Here is a 2,492-nt window from a genome sequence, read left to right as displayed (position 1 = left end):
ATCCTCTGGCTGTCGTCAGTGGGCGGGGTCGGCCTGGCCACGGTGTACCTGGCTGTGCACGGCCAGGAACTGATCAGAGCGCGCCTGCCCGATACCACGAACGACCGGATCGACAAGGGCGTCCTGGTGTACATCCTCGGTGGCTTGCTGTTGGCCATCGTCATCTACGTCTACATCTCACGTGATCAGCTCGCGGTTCTTCGCGGCTTGCGCAAGGGCAGACGCTACGACGAGGCAAGACTCGCGCGGGTGCGGTCGCGGACACTGGTGTGGGGCGACCTGTGTGCGCTCTCCACCCTGCTGTTGGCGGTTCTCGCCACCGTGACGGCCGTGCTGCTGCTGCGCTGGTTCACCGACCTGCCGGTGCGGCTGCAAGTCCATGCGACGATGACTGTTCTGATGGCAGGCACCATCTCGGTCGCCTACACCTTCTTCCTTTCCACGTTCTACCTCGTGCGCTGCGTCTATCCGCGCTACCTGCGCCACGGACGCACGACGGAGCGCGACTCCGCCGACCTGCGCTGGCTGCGCCGCAGAACCACGGTCTACCTCGCGGTGACGGCGTCGATGCCGGTGGTCGGGGTGCTGGCCGGATTCAGCTTTCTCGAACCCGAGGAGCTTCCGCTCGTGCGCGATTCGGTTCTGGGTTTGTGCGTGGCCTCCGGGCTTGCGTTCGTCGCCGTTTATTGGTTGTTCAGAAAGCTCGATGCAGACCTGCGCGCGCTCGAGCGGGTGGTCTAGCAAATCAGCCGCGCCCTGCCCGCTGATACCTGCGCCAGCTCCTCCGCACTCCCTCGGCAGGAACGTTGCGCTATCCAGTACTCACCTCACACGTCATGCTCGTCGAGCCAATGCGAATCTCGGCCCCTACCCGCAGCACCTCATCACGGTTCACCCGCAACCCGTTGAGAAAAACGCCGTTGGTCGATTCCAGATCCCGCAACACCAGTCCGTTGGGACTGGGTGCAATCTCGGCGTGGTAGCGGCTCACCTTCGGGTCGTCGAGCAACAGGTCGTTGTCCGACATGCGGCCGATCCGGATGCCGGCAAGTGGCACATCCAGAACCCGACCGTCGGATAGGCGCAGCTGGCATCGCTTCATCTTTGCGGGAAACTCGGCCTTCGTCGTGGTCATCTCGAGAGCAACCTTTTCGATGCGGCGTTCCCTACCCTGTCCGATCGTCTCCTGGCGCAGCACCTGTTGTTCGAGCAGAGCCAGCTCCGGGCTCGGATCGATGCCGAGCTGCTCGGAGAGAATGGCCCGTACCTTGCGACATTCCTCGAGCGCGTCGGTCTGCCGCCCCGACAGGTACAAAGCGGTGATCAGCTGACCCCACAGCGGCTCGCGTAGCGGCTGCTCGTTGATGAGCGACCGTAGCTCGCCGATAACAGCAGATGCTTTACCGCAGCCGATGTCGGCCTCGATCCGCGCCGACGCAGCCTGCCACCGGTCCTCATCGAGGGCGGTCGCGAACTCGTCGGCGAAGGACAGGCCGCGCAGATCCGCCAGGGCTTCCCCCTTCCACTCGCTGAGCGCCGACCGGTAAAGGCTCGCCGCGGCGGCCGGACTGGTCGCGCGGGCGCCCGCGGCCCGCGCCATCTCGAACCGCCCGACATCGCACTGCTCCTCGGTGATGTCGAGCAGATACCCCGGAGCAACGGTCCGCAGAATCCGCTCGGCCTCGATCTTTTCCGCTCGCAGCGCCTTGCGAAGATTCGATACCGAAACATGCAGGCTCGCCCCGTACGTCGTCGGTGGGTTCCCGTCCCACACGGCATCGGCTAAAGCAGTCGACGAGACCACCCGGCGTCGGTGCACGACCAGTGCCGCAAGGAACGCGCGCGACTTACGCCCCCCGATCGGTAACGATCGGTTGTTGACGAGCAGCTGCACCGGGCCGAGCACGCGCACGTCCACGATCGAGACACTACTCCACACGAACGGGCCGATCGACCAAGCACGCGAAGCGGCCTTCACCCCCTACTACGCGGGGGCGAAGGCCTCTATCGACTAATCTCGCTCCAGTATTTCGAATTGAGCGCGGCCATACGCTGTTGCTCGAATTATCAAGAACAACGCCCCGCGATCACCCAATTGAGTGCGTTGCCGCCTCAGCCGCCCGGGGCCACTTACCGTTTCCGCCGGGCGCCGGTGCGGGCCCAGGGTTTGGCGCACGAGCCGGACCGGGCTTCCGGTCCGGCTTTGGATCGCCCCGGTGCGGTGTTCCCCTTATTTGCCGTTGCCCGGTGTTCCCATGTCCGGCGTATCCGTGCCCGGCTTATCGGGCGTACCCGGCGCCGGCTGCGGTGCGGGCTGCGGTGCCGGCTGCGGTGCCGGCTGCGGTGCGGGTGCGGTGCCGATGCCGATGCTGTTGCCGTTGCCGTTCCCGTTGCCGTTTCCGTTTCCGTTCCCGTTGCCCAGACCCTTGCCCTTAACCGTGCCCGGTGAGGTTCCCGTAGACTGGCAGGGTACGGTTGCGGGGGCGGTGTCT

1 protein-coding gene and 2 pseudogenes are annotated in these 2,492 nt (G+C 65.4%); 1 reads left to right on the top strand and 2 read right to left on the bottom strand.

The features are described from left to right. A pseudogene (locus tag ACFWPJ_RS30300) lies at positions 1-741 on the top strand (serine/threonine protein kinase); the annotation flags it as partial. Between the two features lie 70 nt (positions 742-811). On the opposite strand, the gene ACFWPJ_RS30295 reads toward ACFWPJ_RS30300, so the two are convergent. After that, on the bottom strand, positions 812-1,918 hold the full coding sequence (locus ACFWPJ_RS30295; RefSeq protein ID WP_378856548.1) for a BTAD domain-containing putative transcriptional regulator: 1,107 nt from the start codon (positions 1,916-1,918) through the stop codon (positions 812-814). 312 nt (positions 1,919-2,230) lie between these two features. Further along, a pseudogene (locus ACFWPJ_RS30290) lies at positions 2,231-2,492 on the bottom strand (hypothetical protein); the annotation flags it as partial.

Source organism: Nocardia sp. NPDC058497 (genome assembly GCF_042720195.1).
GTDB lineage: Bacteria > Actinomycetota > Actinomycetes > Mycobacteriales > Mycobacteriaceae > Nocardia.
This window is presented reverse-complemented; position numbering and strand designations above follow the sequence as displayed.